This window comes from Sphingobium xanthum, assembly GCF_019737615.1.
GTDB lineage: Bacteria > Pseudomonadota > Alphaproteobacteria > Sphingomonadales > Sphingomonadaceae > Sphingobium > Sphingobium xanthum.
The window spans coordinates 130,652-150,829 of sequence record NZ_JAHKKS010000007.1 but is presented as its reverse complement, the minus strand read 5'-3'; the positions used below and the strand labels follow the sequence as shown (position 1 = coordinate 150,829).

At 64.3% G+C, this 20,178-nt stretch carries 14 protein-coding genes and 2 tRNA genes; 8 read left to right on the top strand and 8 right to left on the bottom strand.

Annotated elements, in window-relative coordinates:
- Positions 1-41: 41 nt before the first annotated feature.
- Positions 42-3,380 carry a TonB-dependent receptor gene (locus tag KM135_RS12895; protein ID WP_221714428.1) on the top strand — a complete coding sequence of 1,113 codons (3,339 nt, stop codon included), beginning with the start codon at positions 42-44 and terminating at the stop codon, positions 3,378-3,380.
- A gap of 126 nt (positions 3,381-3,506) precedes the next feature.
- Here KM135_RS12895 and KM135_RS12890 read toward each other — a convergent pair whose 3' ends face one another.
- Entirely contained in the window at positions 3,507-3,710 is a 204-nt protein-coding gene (locus tag KM135_RS12890; protein WP_221714427.1) for a DUF5818 domain-containing protein, read from the bottom strand.
- Between the two features lie 159 nt (positions 3,711-3,869).
- Between KM135_RS12890 and KM135_RS12885 the strand changes: the two genes are divergently transcribed.
- Both KM135_RS12885 and KM135_RS12880 read left to right on the top strand, forming a co-directional pair.
- Positions 3,870-4,415: an ECF-type sigma factor gene (locus KM135_RS12885; protein ID WP_221714426.1), complete on the top strand. Its 546-nt coding sequence runs from the start codon at positions 3,870-3,872 to the stop codon at positions 4,413-4,415.
- Complete coding sequence (locus KM135_RS12880) at positions 4,399-6,714, top strand: serine/threonine-protein kinase (RefSeq protein ID WP_221714425.1); 2,316 nt, start codon at positions 4,399-4,401, stop codon at positions 6,712-6,714. Before KM135_RS12885 ends, KM135_RS12880 begins: the two co-directional genes overlap by 17 nt.
- Before the next feature lie 269 nt (positions 6,715-6,983).
- Here KM135_RS12880 and gyrA read toward each other — a convergent pair whose 3' ends face one another.
- Complete coding sequence (gene gyrA / locus KM135_RS12875) at positions 6,984-9,677, bottom strand: DNA gyrase subunit A (protein ID WP_221714424.1); 2,694 nt, start codon at positions 9,675-9,677, stop codon at positions 6,984-6,986.
- Positions 9,678-10,010: 333 nt separating this feature from the next.
- On the opposite strand from gyrA, the gene KM135_RS12870 reads away from it, so the two are divergent.
- Both KM135_RS12870 and KM135_RS12865 read left to right on the top strand, forming a co-directional pair.
- Entirely contained in the window at positions 10,011-10,739 is a 729-nt protein-coding gene (locus KM135_RS12870; protein WP_221714423.1) for a hypothetical protein, read from the top strand.
- A 148-nt stretch (positions 10,740-10,887) separates the two neighbouring features.
- Complete coding sequence (locus KM135_RS12865; protein WP_221714422.1) at positions 10,888-12,213, top strand: hypothetical protein; 1,326 nt, start codon at positions 10,888-10,890, stop codon at positions 12,211-12,213.
- A 70-nt stretch (positions 12,214-12,283) separates the two neighbouring features.
- On the opposite strand, the gene KM135_RS12860 is transcribed toward KM135_RS12865, so the two are convergent.
- Positions 12,284-12,757: an Lrp/AsnC family transcriptional regulator gene (locus tag KM135_RS12860; protein ID WP_221714421.1), complete on the bottom strand. Its 474-nt coding sequence runs from the start codon at positions 12,755-12,757 to the stop codon at positions 12,284-12,286.
- A gap of 151 nt (positions 12,758-12,908) precedes the next feature.
- Here KM135_RS12860 and KM135_RS12855 point away from each other — a divergent pair, with 151 nt between their 5' ends.
- The 3 genes from KM135_RS12855 (at position 12,909) to KM135_RS12845 (ending at position 15,889) form a co-directional block, all read left to right on the top strand.
- Entirely contained in the window at positions 12,909-14,633 is a 1,725-nt protein-coding gene (locus tag KM135_RS12855) for a sensor histidine kinase (RefSeq protein ID WP_221714420.1), read from the top strand.
- 95 nt (positions 14,634-14,728) lie between these two features.
- On the top strand, positions 14,729-15,730 hold the full coding sequence (locus KM135_RS12850) for a polysaccharide deacetylase family protein (protein ID WP_221714419.1): 1,002 nt from the start codon (positions 14,729-14,731) through the stop codon (positions 15,728-15,730).
- 83 nt (positions 15,731-15,813) lie between these two features.
- Positions 15,814-15,889: transfer RNA gene (locus KM135_RS12845), tRNA-Ile, on the top strand.
- A 62-nt stretch (positions 15,890-15,951) separates the two neighbouring features.
- Here KM135_RS12845 and KM135_RS12840 read toward each other — a convergent pair.
- The 5 genes from KM135_RS12840 to KM135_RS12820 form a co-directional block, all read right to left on the bottom strand.
- Positions 15,952-16,206: a hypothetical protein gene (locus KM135_RS12840; RefSeq protein ID WP_221714418.1), complete on the bottom strand. Its 255-nt coding sequence runs from the start codon at positions 16,204-16,206 to the stop codon at positions 15,952-15,954.
- Complete coding sequence (locus tag KM135_RS12835; RefSeq protein WP_221714417.1) at positions 16,203-17,057, bottom strand: DNA-binding transcriptional regulator; 855 nt, start codon at positions 17,055-17,057, stop codon at positions 16,203-16,205. The genes KM135_RS12840 and KM135_RS12835 overlap by 4 nt, the downstream gene beginning before the upstream one ends.
- 201 nt (positions 17,058-17,258) lie before the next feature.
- A complete protein-coding gene (locus tag KM135_RS12830) occupies positions 17,259-19,310 on the bottom strand; it encodes a nuclear transport factor 2 family protein (RefSeq protein ID WP_246606045.1) in 2,052 nt (683 codons plus the stop codon).
- Between the two features lie 197 nt (positions 19,311-19,507).
- Positions 19,508-19,584, bottom strand: a tRNA-Pro gene (locus tag KM135_RS12825).
- 149 nt (positions 19,585-19,733) lie between these two features.
- On the bottom strand, positions 19,734-19,949 hold the full coding sequence (locus KM135_RS12820; RefSeq protein WP_221714415.1) for a hypothetical protein: 216 nt from the start codon (positions 19,947-19,949) through the stop codon (positions 19,734-19,736).
- Positions 19,950-20,178: the final 229 nt, after the last annotated feature.

Below are 20,178 nucleotides of genomic sequence, written 5' to 3'. Positions count from 1 at the left end.
CCCGCACGATAAGCGGGCGCATTGGGGGAGACGCGAGTAGCTTGCCGAGAGCGGCCATCCTTGCCTGTAGTTTCGTGGCGATGGCGTGCTGCGTGCCGGAGACGGCGATGGCGCAGCAGCGCAGCTTCGACATACCCAGCCAGCCGGCGAATCGGGCGATCCCGACCTTCGCACGGCAAGCGGGTATCCAGATCGTCGCGCCCGGGCGCAGCCTGCGTTCGATTCGCACCAAGGCCATTCGGGGCCAGCTCGACATTCGCGCCGCCCTGCGCGCCATGCTGGAGGGCACTGGCGTGCGGATCGTCGCCGACAGCAACAACTCGATCACGCTGGGCCTCGACCCCACACCGCCGCGCGTCGCGGCTCGGCCCCGCCGGCGTTCGGCGGAGCGGCCCGCGCCAAGGATGCAGCGGGCCGCGACGGACGCCGAGCTCGCGCGCGATCTTGCGCCGCGCCTTGCACCATTGCCGGACATCTTCGTCACGGGATCGCGCCTGCGCACGGACGGCTATGATTCCCCCGTTCCCCTGACGGTGATCGACGCGAGTCTGATGCAGGAACTCGGGCATGGCAACGCATCCGACGCCGTCCGCCTGATCCCGCAAAATGTCGCGACGCAGTCCGATGCGTCCTCGGGCAACAAGATCGACGGCAATATCGGCGCATTTTACGCCAATCTGCGCGGTCTCAACCCCAGCTTCGGCACGCGCACGCTGACATTGGTGAACGGCCGGCGGTTCATTCCGACATCGGACGGCGGGGCGGTCGATCTCAACTTGATTCCCTCCGTTATGATCGCGCGGATCGAAACGGTGACGGGCGGCGCATCGGCAGCCTATGGCTCGGATGCAGTGGCAGGCGTGGTCAATATCGTCCTCGACGATCGTTTGACCGGCTTCCGGGCGCAGGCCGATCATGGACGGACGTCGCGCGCCGACGGCCAGACTTTCCACGTCGGCGCCGCCTTCGGAACGGGTTTCGCCGGAGGCAGGGGCCGGCTCGTACTGGGCGGGGAATATCAGGACCAGCGGGGCATCGGGCATTGCGCACCGGAGCGCGCCTGGTGCGCCGAAAGTTGGGACGTCTACACGAATGCGAACGCGATTCAGCCCGGAACGCTGAACAATGCGGCAAATGCGTCCGGTTACAATGTTCCAGGTTCGGCGGGTTACGGGCAACCGAATTTCATTGTCGGCCCGAACTCGCGGGTCGCGTATAACACGCCCTACGGTGTAGTACGCAATCTCGTCGCGGCGGCAACCTCGACCACATTGGCGATCAATCCTCCGTTGGCGGCCGTGGACAAGCGCTTCACCGCGGATGGCACTGGCATCGTCGATTTCGATCCGGGGCGTTACGTGCCCAAGGGTGTCAGCGGACAGCGGCAGGGCGGCGATGGGGTCTCGACCTATGCTGATCCGCTGATCCAGACGCCTGTCGAGCGCCACGCGACCTATTTATCGGCGAGTTTCGAGGCCACGGACGCGCTCACGCTGTTCACGGAGCTGTCCTATTCGCGACGCAAGTCGCGCAGCGTGAGCTTTGCCGCCGCCGCCCGGTCCAACTTCGCGGTCAAGGCGACCAACGCCTTTCTGCCCGCATCGCTGGTGACGCTGCTTGACGGTGCCAATTTCAGCCTCGGCAAGGATGTCGATGCGGAAGTCGGCAACGACAATATCGCAGATGCCCGGATCTTCCGCGGGGTGATTGGTGCGCGGGGCGCGCTGCTGCCCGGCTGGCGCTTGGATTTCTATTATCAATATGGGGAGAACCGGCGACACTCGCAGCTCACCCGCTCGCGCCACAATCAGGCCTTCATCTATGCACTGGACGCCGTTCGCAATGCGGCTGGGCAGATCGTCTGTGCCGAGACGCTGAAGGCCGATCCCGATCCGGTGGCGATCGGCTGTGCGCCGATGAACCTGTTCGGCCTCGGAAATCTCAGCGAAGCGGCAACCGACTATGTCTGGCGACCAGTCGATGAGCAGTTCAAATATCGCCAGCACGCCCTTTCGGCGAGCGTGCAAGGTGCTTTGGCAGCAGATCGAAGCGCCGGCCCGATCTCGGTGGCGGCCGGCATCGATTATCGGGCCGAGAAGGGCGAGGTGACCCACGACGGCATCAACGCCAATGATTTCGCCTTCTCCTTCGGTCTCGACTATGGCGGCGCCATCAACGTGACCGAGGGTTTCGTTGAGACGAACGTACCGATCTTCCGAGATTCGTCGTTCGGCAAGCTGTTCGAACTGAACGGGGCGCTGCGCTATACGCGCAATTTCAGCAGCGACACCGGCCCTGGCGGGACGGGCGCATCGAAATCCATCGAGGCGACGAGCTGGAAGCTGGGATCGATCTTCGACCCCGTCGATGGACTGCGCATTCGCGCCACGATGTCGCGCGACATTCGCGCGGCCGGCTTCCGCGAGCTGTTCCTGAAGAATGCGCCGACCGATCCGACCACGGTGCAGGGCAGGGTGCTCAATCCCAATATTCCGGGTCTCGACAAGACCGATGCAACGCCTGTGTTCAGCGGCGGCAGCTTCGCGCTGAAACCGGAGCGCGCCGACACGATCACCGCCGGACTTGTCATCTCGCCGCCCTTCATACCGGGCCTGCGGTTATCGGCGGACTGGTATCAGATCATGCTCAAGGACGCGATCTCGTCGCTGACCGCGCAGCGGATCGTCGATCTGTGCAGCGGCTCCCGGATTCTCTGCGACCGGATCAGCTTCGCCACGCCGCAGGACATTGTCCGCATCGATGCCTATCAGGTGAACAGTGCGAGCATCGACGTGCGGGGCTTCGATTTCGAAGTCTTCTATCGTCTGCCGCTCGATCGCCTGTCCGGTCGAGTCAAGGGCAATCTCGACCTGCGGTTGCTCGCAAACCACCAGTACGATCTGGTCGCGCAGCAATCGCTGCTCGTGCCGCCGCTCGACTATGCGGGCCAGTCCGGCCCGGTCATTGACGGCGGCGACTTCAACCCCATGCCGAAATGGATGTGGCAGGGAATCTTCGCTTACGACAACGGACCGTTCAACACGACACTGACCGTGCGCCATGTCGGCAAGGCGGCGCTCAACCGGGAATGGATCGGCCCCGATGACCCGCGCTACGACCCGACCGGCCCGGACAGCGTGAACATCAACCGTGTGCCCTCCGCGACCTATGTCGGCCTCGCAATGTCCCATGCCATATCGCTGGGTGAAGCCGACCGGCATGTTGAGATCTTCGGGGCGATCGACAATCTGTTCGACGTGAAGCCGCCGGTCGCGCCGGGCGGCGGCGCAAACGGGCTTCTGTCGGCCTATCCGACCAGCCCGGTGTTCTTCGACACGTTCGGCATGCGCTTCAGGGGCGGAATTCGCGTGCGGCTTTGAGCATTTTGCCCCCTTCGGAAAAAAGATCGATCCTCCGGGCGGACTTTGTCCATTTCGAGCATCATCCTTTTGCTAACTTGATACCGGATCCCGTGGCTCCCCTGCGGGATCCGGACTTTGTTCGGCTCAGGCGGCCGCCACTCCATCGGCTTCGATCAGTCTCTCGCCGATCAGGGTCCCGATGACGCGCACGCGCTTCTCGACACAATCGACCGGCACACGATGCAGCTGAAGATGAAACAGCACGCCACGCTCCACGCGGATCGCGAAACCCGCCCCGTCACGCACGAGCATGCCTTCGAGCTCAATATTGTCGCCAGTCTGCGCCATAGCGCCGATTGAAAGCCATCGTCGCGGCAAGTCAAGCCGGCGAGGGGGCAGCCCTCCGTTCGTCCCATTTTGACCGGGCGCTCATGGTTGACAGGCTGGCGCGCCGCGACGACCTGTTCTAAATCATCGATATATGCCGTTGGTGGGATAATTCAGGGCATGGAAACGAGGTCGCGCGAGCCGGCGCGGGAGGCGGAACGCCTGCTGACGCAATGCTATGACGACATGCGCCGGGTTGCGCGCCGCATCCTGGCGGGTGACGGCATGGCCGCGCAAATCCAGCCCACCGACCTTGCCCACGACGCTGCCATTCGCCTGATCCTCTCGAACGAGGAACTGTCCATCGAGGACCGGGGGCATTTGCTGGCATTGGCGGCCCGCACGATGCGGCGCATACTGATCGACGAGGTGCGAAAGGCCGGAGCAGCCAAGCGCCGTGCGCCGACCGTGCTGACGGAATGGCCGGGCGGATCGGCGACGACGCTGGTCGACCTGTCCGATCTAGACGCCGCCCTGACCGCGCTGCAGGTCTATTCCGAGCGCCACGCGCTGATCGTCGAGATGCGCTTTACGCTCGGCCTCACGGTCGAGGAGACGGCGAAGCAGACCGGCATTCCCGAGCGGACGGTGAAGCGCCACTGGCAGGCCGCGCGCGCCTGGCTGCACGATTATTTGAAGGCAGGGGAGCATGTCTCGGTCGCCTGAAGTCGAGCAGCGCGCTCTCGCGCTTGTCGAGCAACTGCTCGACTCCCCGCTCGATGATCAGGCCGAGGCCGCGCTTCTCGCCCATGAACCGAAGGCGGTGCAGGACCGCGTAACGGCGCTCAAGGCGGCGATGCAGGATTCCGAAATCGTGCTGCCAACCCAGTTTCCCGGCGGCCTGATCACCAGCGATCTCTCTCCACCGCCCGAGCAGGTCGGTGCATTTCGCCTGGTCCGGCGCATCGGCATGGGCGGCATGGGCGGTGTCTGGCTCGCCGAGCGCAACGACGGGCTCTACGATCAGAAGGTCGCGGTGAAATTCATCCGGCCGGGCCTCGTCAATCTGGCGGGCGCGGCGTTCCGCGCCGAACGGCAGATTCTCGCCCGGCTCGAACATCCCAGTATCGCGCGATTGATCGATGGCGGCATCACGCCCGACCACACGCCTTATCTCGTGATGGAGTATGTCGACGGCGTGCCGATCGACGAGGCTGCGGAGCCGCTCGCTCTCAAGGAGCGGGTGCGCATCTTCGTCATGGCTGCCGATGCCGTTCAGTTCGCCCATTCGCGGCTCGTCGTGCATGCCGATCTCAAGCCCTCGAACATCTTCGTCGACAGGCAGGGGCGCGTGAAGCTGCTCGATTTCGGCATTGCGCGGCTGATCGAGGATGATGCTGACACGACCGGTCTTGTGTTGCCGATGACACGCGACTTCGCGAGCCCGCAGCGCCTCGCCGGGCACACGCCAACCACGGGAGACGATCTCTTCGCGCTCGGCTGCATCCTGGCGGAGCTGACGCGCACGGCCGACCCCGACCTCAAGGCCATTGCCGAGAATGCGAGGGCGCCCGAGGAGGCCGATCGCTATGGCAGCGTGGCCGCCCTGATCGCCGATCTGGATCGCTGGAGCGATCAGTTGCCGGTCGCGGCTCGCCCTGCGACCCTGCGCTATCGTGCCGACAAGTTCATTGCCCGCCATCGGATGGGCGTTATCGCGACTTGCGTGGCGCTGGCCATGCTGGGCGGGCTGGCGGGCATCGCGACGCGCAATGCGCTGATGGCCGATCGGGCAAACCAGGAAGCGCAGGCCCGTTTCGTCGATGCGCGCGGTGCGGCCAAGCTTGTCTCGGACGAGTTGCTTGCCCAGCTTGCGAGCCGTCCCGGCACGTTCGCCGTGCGCAGCCGGACCGTGCAGGCGGCGCAATTCTATCTCGATCGGCTCGCCGCGAGCCCGAAGGCGCCGGCCGATCTCCGGTTGGAGGCGGCGCAGGGCCTGCAGCGCGTCGCGGAAGCGCAGGGCAAGCCGGGCGTGCCCAATCTCGGCCTGACGCAGGCCGCTTACGACAATCTCGGCAAGGCGCTAAGGCTCGTCGATGGACTTGTCGGCGAGCAGGCACGTCTGCTGACAATCCGCATCCTGCTCGATCGCGCACGTCTCAACAGCTTCGCGCGCAACGACGTGCAGGCGGCGCTCGCCGATCTCGCACGGGCAGACAAGTTGCTGGAGCCAGCGAAGGGCAGCCCCGACTTCCTGCGCGCGCAATATTTCATCGAGCTGTCCGTCGCCCAGCAATGGAACTCGGACTATGCCGAGGCAATCCGGTCGGCGCGCACGGCGCTTTCTTACATCCCGCGCGACGCGATTCGCGATCATGTCATCGCGCATTCTACGGCGCTCGATCTCTATGCCGAGGCGATCTACTACTCGATCAGCGAGAAGCAGTCGCTGCCGCCCTATCGGGACGCGCTCGCCGTACTGCTGGCCTATGAGAAGACGCATCCCGGCGATCAGATCATGAACCGCCGGATCGCGCGGGCGCAGTGGGCTCTCGGCAGTTCCATCGCGGGCTTCGGTGATCCCAGGGAGGCCGTGGCGGTACTCACCGAAAGCTCACGGCGCACGAAGGAAATCCTCGCGGCCGATCCCGATGACGAGGATGCGCGCCGCATGGTCCGCATCTCCGAAAATGCGCGTGGTCAGGCGCTGGCACAGGCCGGTGAGGTGGATACCGGCATCGCGATCATCCGGGCCAACATCGCCGAGCGCAAAACCCATCTCGATCGACGGCCCGACGATCCCATGCGGATGCGCGACTATATGGTGGCCATCAAGGGCCTTGGCGATCTCCAGATCCAATATGGGCGACGCGCGGAAGCCTGCGCAACTTATGAGCAGGCGCGGCAGCTCATTGCCGTCATCAGGGCGCGCGGCAAGCTCACCGCGCTCGACCTCATGAGCGCCTCGAAGCAGGTCGAGGAGGTGCGCGCGAAGCAATGCACGGCGGCCATGGCGACCATCTGACCGAGGCGCGCGAAATTATTTGCCCCGATGACTGGCCCGTTTTCCGGAGAATTCGCGCTTAGCTGAGTGAGGATGCATTGCTTGGCCGGAACGGTCGAGGCGGGGAGCCGGGGGTGGGGCCCGGTGCCTGCGTCGATCCCTCCTGCTCTTGTCTTCCCATGACGGCGGACTCGAGTGTTCCGGTCGCGATACCGCGGGGATGATGTGCGACCCGTCCCCGCGGCCTTGAGCGGCGGCGGCCGATGTGCCGGCCGCCGCTCGTTTTTTCTTCAGGCTTCCGGCTCTTCGCTGTCCGCCGTCTCTTCGGAGCTTTCCTCGATGCGTGCGGCGCTCACCACATGCTCGTCCTGCGCGACGTCGAACAGGCGCACGCCCGCCGAGCCACGGCCGATGACACGCAGGCTGTCGAGGCCGATCCGGATCAGCTTGGCCTGATCGGTGACCAGCATGAGCTGGTCTTCCTGCGTGGCCGGGAAACTGGCGACGACAAGGCCGTTGCGCTCGATATTGTCGATATTGGTGATGCCCTGACCACCGCGCCCCGTGCGCCGATACTCGAACGCCGAGCTGAGCTTGCCGTATCCGTTCCTGCAGACTGTGAGGATGAACTGCTCGCGTGCGCGCAATTCCGCATAGCGCTCGGCGGACATGGTCGGCTCGCCTTCCTTCTCGCCCTTCCACGGTGCGAAGCGTAGATAATCCTCGCGCTCGTCCATGTCGGCGATGCCAGCGCGGTGCAGAATGGAGAGCGAGATGACCTCGTCGCCGTCCTTCAGCGTCATGCCGCGCACGCCGGTGGAGTTCCGGCTCTGGAACTCGCGCACGTCGTCGCCGCGGAAGCGGATCGCCTTGCCCTGACGCGAGGCGAGCAGGACGTCGTCCTCCTCGGTCAGCAGCGCCACGCCGATCAGCTTGTCGTCCGCATCCTCGCCCTCGAACTTCATGGCGATCTTGCCGTTCGACGGGATGTTCGAGAAGGCGTCCATCGAGTTGCGGCGCACCGACCCTCTTGCGGTCGCGAACATGACGTGAAGGTTCGCCCATTCCGCTTCGTCTTCGGGGAGCGGCAGCACGGTCTGGATCGTCTCGCCCTCCGCCAGCGGGAGCAGGTTGATCATCGGCCGCCCGCGCGTCGCCGGGCCGCCCTCGGGCAGACGCCAGACCTTCATGCGATAGACCTTGCCGGCGGTGGAGAAGAACAGCACCGGCGTGTGCGTCGAGGTGACGAACAGCTCAGTGATGACGTCCTCATCCTTGGTCGCCATGCCGGCGCGACCCTTGCCGCCGCGATTTTGCGCGCGGAAGGTGTCGAGCGGCGTGCGCTTGATGTAGCCGGTCATGGTCACGGTCACGACCATGTCCTCGCGCTCGATCAGGTCCTCATCCTCGATGCCATCGGCAGCAGGTGCGATGGTCGACTTGCGCGGCGTCGCGAACTCGGCCTCGATCGCGTCGAATTCCTCGCGCATCACTTCGTAGAGGCGGATGCGGCTGCCGAGGATCTCCAGATACCCCTCGATCGCGGTGGCGAGGCCCTGAAGCTCGCTGCCGACTTCATCGCGGCCGAGCGCCGTCAGGCGATGCAGGCGCAGGTCGAGGATGGCGCGGACCTGAAGCTCCGAAAGACGATAGCTATCGCCTTCGATCTCGGCCTCCTGCGCCTCGACCAGCCGGATATAGGGCGCGATATCGGCAATCGGCCAATCGCGCGCCATCAGCGCTTCGCGCGCCGCCGCCGGGCTCGAGGAGGCACGGATCATCCGCACGACCTCGTCGAGGTTCGACACGGCGATGACGAGACCGAGCAGCAAATGTGCCCGCTCGCGCGCCTTGGCCAGCTCGTACTTGGTGCGCCGCGTGATCACTTCCTCACGGAAGCGCACGAAGCTCTCGATGATGTCGCGCAGCGTCAGCGTCTCGGGCCGGCCGCCGCGAATCGCGAGCATATTGGCCGGGAAGCTCGATTGCGCCGGCGTGTGCCGCCAGAGCTGGTTCAGTACCACGTCCGGCGTCGCATCGCGCTTCAGCTCGATGACGACACGCACGCCCTCGCGGTTGGACTCATCGCGAATGTCGCTGATGCCCTCGATCCGCTTGTCCTTGGCGGCCTCGGCGATCTTCTCGACCAAACCCGACTTGCCGACCTGATAGGGAATCTCGGTCAGCACGATCTGCTGCTTGTCGCCGCGCAGATTCTCGATCTCGTAGCGCGAGCGCATGATGATCGAGCCGCGACCGGTCGAATAGGCATTGCGCGCGCCGGACTGGCCCAGGATCATCGCGCCGGTCGGGAAGTCCGGACCGGGAATGATCTCCATCAGTTCCTCGAGGCTGATCGCGCCATTGTCCATATAGGCTTTGCAGGCGCGCAGCACTTCGCCGAGATTATGCGGCGGAATGTTGGTCGCCATGCCAACCGCGATGCCGCCGGCGCCATTGACCAGCAGGTTCGGGAAGCGCGCCGGGAGAACCGTCGGCTCCTGATGCGAGCCGTCGTAATTGTCCTGGAAATCGACCGTATCCTTGTCGATGTCCGCGAGCAGCGCGGTCGTCGCCACCTTGGCGAGGCGCGCCTCGGTGTAACGCATCGAGGCCGGCGGATCGGGGTCCATCGAGCCGAAATTGCCCTGGCCGTCGATCAGCATGACCCGCATCGACCAGTCCTGCGCCAGTCGGGCCAGCGCGTCGTAGATCGCGGAGTCGCCATGCGGGTGGTAATTACCCATCACGTCGCCGACGATCTTGGCGGATTTGCGGTACGGCCGACCGGCGACGAAGCCGCCCTCGTGGCTCGCCCAGAGGATGCGGCGATGCACGGGCTTCAGGCCGTCGCGCACGTCTGGCAGGGCGCGCGAAACGATGACCGACATGGCATAGTCGAGATAGCTCGACTTCATCTCATCGACGATGTTGATCGGGCTGATATCGGAAGGTTCGCCGAGGGATGGCTCGTCGCTGCTCAAACGTTTTCTCTTATGGTTGTTGCATGAAAAATGAGATGGGAATGCCTAGACGCCGGGGCATGGGATTGCCAGCAAAAATGGGGCGACTGAAGAGGCGGACAGACTGTCCACGGCACCGGCATCGGCGTCCATAGCGAAAGGAAGCAAGTGAGGCCGGGACCGTGATCGTTCACGGAGCGAGGGCCGAGGGGGCGAAGCGCAGGCTGCTCCGGCCACCGGCCGAAGGGCACGGAACCGGGATGCACCGCGCCAACCGCGCGACGGCCTGCCGCCGTTCATCGCTGACATTCGCCATCTCTCTGATAACAGGTCGGTAGTCGCAAAAGAGAGCCGATGAACGCGCTTCTTTCCATTTCCACGTCATTGCGCAGCCTGTCGATCGCTGCCGTCTTGCTGACATGCCCGACGCCCGTGACCGCCCAACGGGAAACGACGATGAAGCTGGTGCCGAGCGCGCGGTTCGCCCCGTCAGGCCGGATCGTTCAGGACCTCGTGCGCAAGGGCGACTTCATCGGGGCCAGGAATAAGCTGGCGGATTTGCCGGGCGACGCCGAGACGCCGGCCGATCGCCATCTGCTCGGCAACTTCCAGCTCGAGATCGGCCGATATTTCAACGACGAAGGGCTGCAGCGGAAGGGCCTCGCCATGCTGCTGGAGACGGGACTCGCTGCGCCGGCCGATGCTGCCCGCTATCACGACTATGCCGGTTCGCTCGCGCTCAATGCGCGGGATTTCGTTAGTGCGCGCCTTCATCTCATGGCCGCCGCGGATATCGCGCCCGCAAACACGAGGACGCTGCTCCATCTGGCCGAGGCCTATTTCGGGGAGGCCGGTGAGCATCGCGAGGGAGTGGGGTTCGATGCCACCGGCAAGGCGCTCGTGCGTCAGGGCCTGCCGCATCTGCGCCGGGCCATTGCCATGGAGATGACCGCAGGCAAATCGCCCGATCCGTCCTGGGCATGGCGCGGCGCCGATCTCGCGCACTTGTCCGGCGATCCGGACGCTGAAAGCTGGCAGCGACTGGCCGGGCAATTTCCGCGAAAATCGGCCGCCGCTATGTGATTGCCCCCGATGACAAGCTTAACAAGCGGGGTTATAGGGCGTTCAAACGCGGTTCACGCACATATCGCCATGAGGAAATCCGTGACTGAATGTCCGGCCTTCGATCCCGGCGAGCAGACATTTTGATCTTGGTTTGGAGGAATGATTGATGCGCTTGTTGTCCAACACCGCCCTGTCGATCGCGCTGGCCGCTGTCTCGGTCGGTCTGGTCGTGCCGTCGAGCGCGATGGCTCAAAAGAAGAAAGATGAGAAGGCCGAGCAGAATGCCGCGCCGAAGCTGTCGCTGAGCAAGGGCTTCATGCCCGGCGCGCAAGCACTGCAGAAGCTGACGGCCGCCAGCGACTTCGCCGGTGCCAAGGCTAAGGCCGAAGAGATCGCGCAGACGGCGACCAAGCCGGACGACACCTATTTCCTCGGCCAGCTCACGCTGAACATCGGCCTCGGCCTCAAGGACGAAGCGCTGCAGCGCAAGGGCCTGGAGCAGATCCTCGCCTCCGGCATGGCGCCCGCGGCCGACGTCGGCAAATTCCATTATTATGTCGGCCAGTTCGCGCTGAAGAGCAATGACTATGCCGGCGCCCGCACGCATCTCGATGCCGCGGCCAAGGCCGGTTTCGGCGGCTCGGGCACGACGGCGCAGCTCGCCAACACCTATTTCGCCGAGGCGCGCGCGCACATCGCCAACAATCAATACACGCCTGCCGGCAAGCAGCTCATCCAGCAGGGCCTGCCTTATCTCAAGCAGGCGATCGACACCGAGCAGGCAACCGGCAAGGCAGCCGATCCGAGCTGGTACAATCTCGGCTTCCGCATGGCGATGAACAGCAGCGATCCGGGCGCCGGCACGTGGACCAAGCTCGCGCTCGCCCATGCCGGCACGGCGGAAAACTGGCGTCTCGCCCTGCGCATGCTGCAGGACAGCAACTCGACCATGACGCGCGACGAGAATATCGACCTGCTGCGCCTCATGCAGTCGAGCAAGTCGCTGCAGAACGCCTATAGCTACAATGAATATGCCGAAGCCGCCTGGCGTCTGGGCCTTCCGGGCGAAGTGAAGAGCGTCATCGACACCGGCCGCGCCAGTGGCGAGATCGACAAGGCCGCGCTCGGCGATCTCTATCAGCTCGCCAATGGCAGCATCGCCAAGGACAAGGCGTCGCTGCCGGCGTCCGAGAAAGCCGCCGCCGCCGCCGCGACCGGAAAGCCCGCCGCATCGGCTGCCAACGCCTTCCTGAGCTATGGCGAATATGCCAAGGCTGCCGAGCTCTATCGCCTTGCCCTCACCAAGGGCGGGGTCGATGCCAATGAAGTGAACACGCGCCTCGGCATCGCGCTCGCCCGCTCGGGCGACAAGGCCGGTGCGGCCGAAGCCTTCGGCAAGGTTCAGGGCACAGGCGTGCGCAAGCAGATCGCCGATCTCTGGTCGGTCTGGGTGAGTGCGCCGGCGGCTGCGCCTGCAGCACCGGCTGCCTGATCGGCTCACGACATTGACGAAAAAGCCGGCGGGGCTTGCCTCCGCCGGCTTTTTCATATCCCCTTCGGCGTCATTCCTCGATCGGAACGCCCGGCAGGTTCTTGGACGTGCGAATGGTCAGCGAGGTCTTGACGCTCGCCACATTGGGCGCCTGCGTGAGCTTCGAGGTCAGGAACTGCTGGAAACTGCGCAAATCCTGCGCGACGACTTTCAGGATGAAGTCGATCTCGCCGTTGAGCATATGGCATTCGCGCACTTGCGGCAGCTCGGCCACATAAGCTTCGAAGGCGCGCAGATCGCTTTCCGCCTGACTCTTGAGGCTCACCATGGCGAACACCGTGATCGTGTAGCCCAGGGCGACGGGATCGAGATGCGCATGATAGGAGGCGATATAGCCGCGCTCCTCCAGCGTGCGGACCCGGCGCAGGCAGGGCGGGGCGGTCAGGCCGACCTTCGCGGCCAGATCGACGTTGGTCATGCGGCCGTCAGCCTGCAGCGCGTCGAGGATTTTCAGGTCGATTTCGTCGATGGCGGCGCCTGGCATGCCTGATATTTCCTTTCGTTGTCGCGACATATACCAGAAGATAATGTCGCCACAACGAAATTGTCCCACAATGCAACGTCCCATTTTTAACGCCTAGCCGCTGCCGGTAACCATGGTTAGTCACCGGTTAACGATGGGAACCGGGACTGCCATGCGCTTCAACGATCTTCTGCGCACCGTGCTCGCCAATATGGGCGAGGGGACGAGTGCGACCGTGACGCGCTGGCGCCAGTGCATCGATCTGCTCGCGCAATATGATGTGTCCGGCGCGGATTCGGCCAATGCGCTCGACGCGGAGCAGCGCGACATCGTGCTCGGCATGGTCGCCGAAATGCGCACGCAGATCAGCGTCGATCAGCGCATTGCCTCGGTCGCCGAACTCGGACCTCGCCTGCGCTCGCCCGGGCTCGTGCGCCTGTTGTCGCAGGATCATCCGACGCTCGTTTCCACCATGATGGCCCGTGTGCGTCTGACCGACGCGGATTGGGCGGCGATCATTCCCGATCTTGGTCCGCTTGCGCGCAGCGTTCTGCGCCGACGTGATGACCTCGACTCGCTCGCCAAGGCAACGCTGCGCCAGTTCGGGTCGATCGACCTCGCTTTGCCGTCGCTGGTGACACAGGACATGCTCGACGCGCTGGAACTGACGCAGGTCGCGGCCGATGCGACGAGGGAAACCCCGGAAACGAGCCAGATCGGCCGGATCGTCGAGCAGATCGAGCGCTACAAGGAAACCCGGACGTTGCGTCCGGATGCGCCCGCCCTTCCCGTGGAGGACGATCTTCCCGAGCTGGAGCCCGTTCAGCGCGAGCCGGCGTATGCACCGCCGCCTGTGTCCGAGTTCGCCTTCGAAACGGACGCGGTCGGGACGATGCGCTTCGTGTCCGGCGCACCGCGTGCTGCGGCGGCCGGATTGAGCATCGGCATGCCCGCGCTCGACAGCCGCCATGGCGCTGACGGCATGGCGCTGGGCGCCTTCCGGCGACGTGCGGCCTTCGAGCATGCGCGCTTCACCATCGGGGATGGACCGCTCGAGGGCGAATGGCGCATCGCTGCCGATCCACGCTTCGATCGGGCCAGCGGCCGCTTCCTCGGCTATGCCGGCTCGGCGCGACGCGAATTCGCGTATGAAGGCATGGTGCGCGCCAATCCGGCAGCGCAGGGCAGCGGCTGGGCAGGGCTGTCGGCCGCCAGCACACGCCAGCTCATTCACGAGCTGCGCACGCCGCTCAACGCCATTCAAGGCTATGCCGAGATGATCGAGGCGCAGCTCATGGGACCGGTCACGGACGAATATCGCGACATGGCCCGGCGCATCCTCTCAGATGCCCATTCGCTCACATCGACCTTCGACGATCTCGATATGGCAAGCCGCATCGAGCATGGCGACCATCGCACTGCCGCCGAGAGCGTCGATCTGACCGGCATCTTGCGGTCGGTCGTCACCAGCTTCGATCCTGACGGCCCATCGCGCATCGACATCGAGGCGGAAGCCGATCTGCCGCTGATCGGCGGGGATCGCAGTCAGATCGAGCGCATGCTGTCTCATCTTGTCCGTGCCGGCTATGCCGCGCTGGGCGAGGGGGAGCGCCTGACGCTGCGCATTGCGGCCGATCCCGTCGGCGCGTCCGTGGGCCTCGTCATGCTGCGTCCGAAGGCGCTGCGCGACCTCGCCGACCGCGACCTGCTGGATCATGGCTATCTGGTCGATCAGAAGCTGCGCGATGCTCCACCGCTCGGCCTCGCTTTCACCTTGAAGCTGGTGCGCGGTATCGCGTCGCATCTCGGCGGCGCGTTCGACATCGCGCCGGAGGTGTTCGGGGTGATCCTGCCCGCTGCCGCCGCATTCGACGGCGATCAGGAGAATCTGCGCTGAGCTTGCCTGCCCGGCCCGCCATGGCTTAAGCCAACAGCAGGAATTTTCCGTTAGACCGGCAAGCCTGCGATCACTTCAAGGCAAGGCACCCGAAAGTGGCACTCTCCGTCGCCAATCTGCTCGACCGTCCATCGCCCGCCGCGGCGATCGCCTGGCCGCAGGCCATGGGGCGGCGCTTCATGCTGTGGATCGACACGGAGGAGGAATTCGACTGGTCGGCGCCATTCAGCCGCAACGCGACGCAAGTGAGTGTCGTTGCCGGCATGGCGCGCTTTCAGGCGTTCATCCGCAGCGCGGGCGTGAAGCCGATCTATGTCACTGACTATGCGGTGATAGACGACGATGCCGCGAGCGCGCTCCTGCGCTCCTGGGTCGAAGAGGGGCGCGCGGATGTCGGCGCCCACTTGCATCCCTGGGTCAATCCGCCGCACCAGGAGGAAGTCTCCGCATTTAACAGCTATGCCGGCAATCTTCCGCCCGCGCTGGAACGCACCAAGCTCATCGCGCTGCGCAACCGGATCGAAGAGCGTGTGGGTGTCCGACCGCTCGCCTATCGCGCCGGACGCTATGGGGTTGGCCCGTATACCGCTGGGCTGCTCGAGGAAGCGGGCTTCCGTATGGACAGCTCCGTGCGCAGCCGGTTCGACTATCGTGCCCAGCATGGCCCAGACTTCTCCGGCATGCCGCTGCATCCTTATCGGGCCGGGCCGGAAGGCAAGCTGATCGAGCTCCCGCTCTCCACCGCTTATGTCGGCCATCTCGGCTCCTGGGGCGAGCAATTGCATCCGCGTCTCCAGCGCACCGGCGCGCTGGCCGGTGCGTTCTCGCGCTTTGGGCTGCTCTCGCGCGTGCCGCTGACACCGGAGGGGATCAGCGCCGCCGAATGCTGCGCGGCGATAGACAGCCTGATCGCCGAGGATGTACCGATCCTCAGCTTCTCCTTCCATTCGCCGACGGTCGAGCCGGGCCATACGCCCTACACACGCAACGCCGCCGACGTGGAGCGTTTCTACCGCTGGTGGGACGAGGTGCTCGATCATCTGGCGCGCCACGACGTTCAGCCGCTGAGCCAGGAAGAGCTACTCGCCGCCCTTTGACCGGATTGCCACGGCCCTTGCAAAATGGGGAGGGAGCGGGGTAACGCCTCGCTCGCCGGTGTCAGCTGCCGGTTGATGGCTTGGGGCCTGTAGCTCAATGGTTAGAGCTGGCCGCTCATAACGGCTAGGTTGCGGGTTCGAGTCCTGCCGGGCCCACCATCTTGCTTGCACAAAAGGAAAGGGCCGCCCGAAGGCGGCCCGTCCCCTGATCGATCGGACGATCAGCGCTGAGGCTGATTTTCCTGGCGTTCGTCCCTCTTCTCGCGATCACCACCGCCTTGCTGACGATTCTGATCGTTCTGCTGATTCTGCTGGTTTTGCTTGTCACCACCGCTCTGCTGGCGGTTCTGGTCGTTCTGCTGATTCTGATTTGCCATTTTCAGGTCCTCTTCATGCCCATTGATCCGGGCATAGGAAGAACAGCCAAGCCTGAAGGCGCGTTCCCCGAAATGCGGCAGGGCGTTGCAGAGCGTCAATCGAGATCCGGCAATTCCGCGATGGGCTCACCAAGCGGCACACGAAACGGCACGCGCGCGCTGGGCGTGCGGCTTGCCAGTTCGCGCGAGATGGAATCGGCGGTCGCGCGGAGACGCGGCGCATATTGCTCAATGGCCTTGTGCAGCGGCATGCCCGCAGCAATCCATGTCATGCCGAGGCTCGCGACAACGCGGTCGCCCTGGCGGATCGGTACAGCGAGCGTGGAGGATCGCGGCTGGATGAGCGGATCGCGTGTCGCATAGCCGCGCTCGCGCACCTGCTCGATCATCCGCGCGACCGCTTCCTGATTATGGGCCACCTCATCCTCCGGATCGTCGTTGTTCTTGGCGATCTCCAGGATGATCTTCTGCTCGTTGGGCGTACAGAAGGCGAGGTACGCGCGCCCCAGCGCGCGGCTGACGACACTCAGACGAGTATTGAGCGAGGAGTGAATCAGCGCCAGCGAGGTAAGGGGCATGGTGCAGGCGCGCACGACCATGGCATTCACGTCAAACAGCGCGAGCGAAACGGGCCATCCCTCCCGCTTGGTGAAGTCGATCATGATGTCCTCGGCCGCCTCGATGATCAGCGGATCATGATGGAAGCCGCTGGACAGCGACTTGACCCGGCCGAGCAACTGATAGCTGCCATAGCTGGAGGATTGCGCGGCCAGTCCCTTAGCTTCGAGCGTCCGCAGCAAGCGGACGATCGAAGGCTTGGGCAGGCCGGTCTCGCAGTGCAGATCATGCAAGGTGGACAAAGGGCGGCGATTGAGAGCCTGGATGAGATCGATCGCGCGCTCGACCGAGCGGATGGAGCTGTTTTTCTCTGAGGGTGCTTCCCGTATCATGGCCCACTTCCGTTCCGGCTGTACCGGGTTCAATCTCAAATATCGAAATATCGTTTTACTTATTGAAACGTACTCGTCGAGTATTTTTGACAGAAATGGCCGAGGCTGTTTTCCTCCGCGACGGCAATCGATTCAATTGCGAACGCATGTTTCACCAAACGAAACGCCGCACAGGATCGCAGAACGACTGATGCCCCGCCTTCAGGGCTGGCCGGCAGCCTTGCCGCTCTCTGCCGCGATGCCGTCTGACTGCGGGCCGGATGGCGGCAGCTGATAGCCATGCGCCGTCAACCTCGCCTCTGGCCGCATCTCGCAGGGCACGCAGTCGGGCCAGTATCGCTCCGGCGTCCGGCCGCTCGCGGGATTGCGGTAATGGAACCACATGGGGAGAATGCCCGGCCAGGTGATCGTCGTGCCTGTCCCGCCGCGAAAGCCTTCTTCGCGCCGGCCGAGTTCGGTGATGGCGATATCGGGCGGGTAACGCTGCATGAGCGGACTCGCCGGCGGCCGTTCGCCCGGCGGGGGTTCCTTCGCCGCAGCCCAGCCGTCTTGCCAGTTGGGCGAGGAAAAATAATGCTCGTCGATGGTCAAGGTCCACATCCGCCAGACGCCGTCTTCGAGAACGACCTGATCGTTCGGATACATGCCGGAACTGATGGCATTGGGATTGGGCTTGCCCGATGCCTTGTCGATCCTGGAGGTGAACGGCTGGAACAGCCGTGCGCGCAAGCTCGTCGAGCGGCCGTCATGCGACGCGATGATGACCGGCTGAGGCCGCCAGTGATAAGGGATCATGCCACGCCTGTAGGTCTTCGCATCAGGCTGCGCGCCATAGCGTGCCGTCGCGGCGCCCGCGATCCGGTCCCGGCCGATATAATAGCCCGCGAACGGTGATTGCTTGTTGCCCTTGATCGAGAAGATGCGGGACATGTCGTCCCACTGCGCATCGTCGAGATAGAAGCCATAGGCCGCCGAGACGTTCATCGACCCGTCATAGGCGAGTGAACGCAGATAGCGCCGACGTAGATCGGCGAGGCTGGACACGGCAAGCCTTGCCGAAGCGCGGACGGCGCTCGTCAAGGGACGCACCGAAACAATCGTCTGCCCATCCGCATTGACCGCTTTGCCGGTCGCCGGATTCGGCCCGAGAAAGGCGGGCAGGGGAGCCGGCGACGTCCGCCCGCTCTCGTCGTTGCCCCAGCCGGTCCTGTAGTCGGCCTTCAACAACGGCTGGATGCGCATCTCCCGGATTTTCCATAGTCCGTCTTCCCTGACGAAGCGATTGCGGAAGACGCTGAATTCCCAGCTCGCCTTGCCCTCATTGGCCTGCCCGAGCATCGCCACTTCCGTGCCGCGCGCATAGGCTTCGGCCGCGCCCGGCGACACGGTGACGATCGTACCAAATTGCGGCCTGTCGTTGAGTTCGCCATGACGAAGCCCTGCCGGCCCCATGAGTTCCATGGCCTTGCGGACGCCGTCGCGGCCCCTGAACGTTCCGACCCCGGCAATCTCGATCACGCCGTCCTGCGCGAACAGATCGACCACGTCGTCCCACATCTTGCGATCGACATAATAGCCATAGCTGTGCTGGAGATTGCGGACGTCGTCCTGCGCATTCATCGCCGCGATCCGCGCGGCCAGCATGCCAAGCGAGACGCCGCTCCTCGGTGCCCGCCCATCCGGCTTGGGGACCGGTACGCCCATCGAATCCGGCGTGAAGTGATAAGGGACGATCGGCAGGGCGTTCCCGCCCACATTGCCCCAGCCATCCGCATAATTGCCCTCGAACTCGGGCCAGTAGTGCAGCGTCGCGATCTTCCAGCGGCCGCCTTCGAGCACATAGTGGTTCTCGTGCATCCCACCTTCGATGGCGGTGCCGCCCTTTCCGTCGCCCATCAGGCCGAAATGACGCCAGCGCCCCTTGGCCGAGCGGCCGTCGATCGAAAGCGAGACCAGCGGATCGTCGATCAGCAGCGTGTTCATCGCGCCCGGCACGGTCCCGACCGGACCACCGCGCTCCTGAAGCCAGGCGACGATCGCCGCGCGACCGGCAATTTCCTTGTCGCCCCAAAGGATGCGACCATTGCCGGCGAAAAGATCGGCCATTTCATTCCAGAGGCCGAACTGTGCATATTGCGCATAGCTGCGCTGCAAATTCTTGACCGAACGCAGCGATTCCAGTCGCGTGACGTCGCGCGCCAGCTCATCAACGCTGTCGGCCGGAGCCTGCGCCGCATCAGCCTGCACGCTCATCAACAGCGCTCCTGCGACTGCCCGGATCATCCGATGCGCCATGTCATGCTCTCCCGTCTTCAGCTCACGCCGCTTTGCGGAGATCGACATCGTCGGCCACGTTCTGCAAGTGTCTTGAGCCGTTCAGCCGCGGCTCTGCAAAAGCTAGTGCCAGATCGGTCAAATCACGGCGGATTTCCTCGACGCCGCGGATGATGTGGTCGGGGAGACAGGATTCGAACCTGCGACCCTCTGCTCCCAAAGCAGATGCGCTACCAGGCTGCGCTACTCCCCGACGGCCGCCCGCTTAACCGAGGCGGGAGGCGACGGCAATCGGCAACGGCACTCGCCCGACTGCTTTTGTCGTCCTCATCAAACGGAAAGGGCGGCACCGCACTGCGGTACCGCCCTTCTATTTGCGTTCGAACCGAAGTTCGCCTGCAATTACTCCGCGGCGTTCGTCGCGTTGGCAGCGGCGTTCGCGGTGTTGGCAGCGTTCATTGCGACGTTCGCAGCGTTGTCGGCGGCGTTCGCAGCATTCTCAGCCTCGTTGACAACGACTTCGTTCGAAGCATTGTTGGTCTCAGCGGCGGGCTTCTCGCCGCACGCAGCCAGGCTCATGAGCGCGATCGCGGCGCCGGCCACAGCAAACTTCTTCATCTTATTTGGCTCCCATAGCAAAGTGCGTGCTCCACTGAAGGGCACGAGCCGCCCAATTAACGCCCTGAGCGCGGAAATCAATAGTCTTATCAACCGAACAAATTAGAAATTGCCGCAGCGCAATATCTCGGCCCCTGTAAAATCTCGGCGGGAGCATCATATCATGTCTGTCGATCTCCGCGTGAAGCAGACATTTGCCAAGGCGAGCCTGCTCCGCTAACCGGGCGCG

Coding starts and splice junctions, on each gene's coding strand:
- KM135_RS12890 (WP_221714427.1), bottom strand. CDS start 3,710: ATGGCGCAGACTGGCGACAATATTGAGCTCGAAGGCATGCTCGTGCGT.
- KM135_RS12885 (WP_221714426.1), top strand. CDS start 3,870: ATGGAAACGAGGTCGCGCGAGCCGGCGCGGGAGGCGGAACGCCTGCTG.
- KM135_RS12880 (WP_221714425.1), top strand. CDS start 4,399: ATGTCTCGGTCGCCTGAAGTCGAGCAGCGCGCTCTCGCGCTTGTCGAG.
- KM135_RS12870 (WP_221714423.1), top strand. CDS start 10,011: ATGAACGCGCTTCTTTCCATTTCCACGTCATTGCGCAGCCTGTCGATC.
- KM135_RS12865 (WP_221714422.1), top strand. CDS start 10,888: ATGCGCTTGTTGTCCAACACCGCCCTGTCGATCGCGCTGGCCGCTGTC.
- KM135_RS12860 (WP_221714421.1), bottom strand. CDS start 12,757: ATGCCAGGCGCCGCCATCGACGAAATCGACCTGAAAATCCTCGACGCG.
- KM135_RS12855 (WP_221714420.1), top strand. CDS start 12,909: ATGCGCTTCAACGATCTTCTGCGCACCGTGCTCGCCAATATGGGCGAG.
- KM135_RS12835 (WP_221714417.1), bottom strand. CDS start 17,057: ATGATACGGGAAGCACCCTCAGAGAAAAACAGCTCCATCCGCTCGGTC.
- KM135_RS12830 (WP_246606045.1), bottom strand. CDS start 19,310: ATGAGCGTGCAGGCTGATGCGGCGCAGGCTCCGGCCGACAGCGTTGAT.
- KM135_RS12820 (WP_221714415.1), bottom strand. CDS start 19,949: ATGAAGAAGTTTGCTGTGGCCGGCGCCGCGATCGCGCTCATGAGCCTG.